This is a genomic window from Massilia rhizosphaerae (assembly GCF_016093545.1).
Taxonomy (GTDB): Bacteria; Pseudomonadota; Gammaproteobacteria; order Burkholderiales; family Burkholderiaceae_D; genus Telluria; species Telluria rhizosphaerae.
On record NZ_JADKYX010000058.1, the window covers coordinates 1 to 608 of the forward strand.

Sequence of the window (608 nt, forward strand, 5' to 3'; positions counted from 1 at the left end):
CCATGATCAGGAGAACTATCATGGGCATGCTGAAGCAAGACGATGGCTGGCGTTTGCCAGATGAGATTTGGGAGCAGATGGAACCGCTTCTGCCGCCACGCAAACCGCATCCGCTCGGTGGTCACAACCCACGGGTGAGCGACCGCGCTGCAATGAATGCGATCTTGTTTGTACTGCGTACGGGGTGCCAATGGAACGCGTTGAGCGCTACCGGAATCTGTTCGAGCAGTTCGGCGCACCGACGATTCCAGGAGTGGGCCCAGGCCGGGGTATTTGAAGAGTTCTGGCGCCTGGGGTTGCTGGCGCTCGATGCGCTCGGTGAGATTGATTGGTCGTGGCTGGCGATGGACGGTGCAATGACGAAGGCGCCGCTGGGAGGGGAAAAAAACGGGCCCCAATCCTACGGATCGAGGCAAAGGCGGCGTCAAACGCAGCCTGCTGACCGAAGCGCACGGTATTCCGATAGCGATCGCGGTGGACGGCGCCAACCGCCATGACATGAAGATGGTATGCCCGACAATCGAAGATTTGCAGTTGGACCGGCCAACGCCCACGTCAGACAGTCCGCAGGGACTGTGCCTCGACAAGGGCTACGATTATGAGCAGGT

General features: G+C 59.7%; 1 pseudogene. It reads left to right on the plus strand.

Features of this window, described 5'->3' with window-relative positions:
• Positions 1 to 20 precede the first annotated feature (20 nt).
• Positions 21 to 608, plus strand: a pseudogene (locus tag ISF28_RS30275) (IS5 family transposase); the annotation flags it as partial.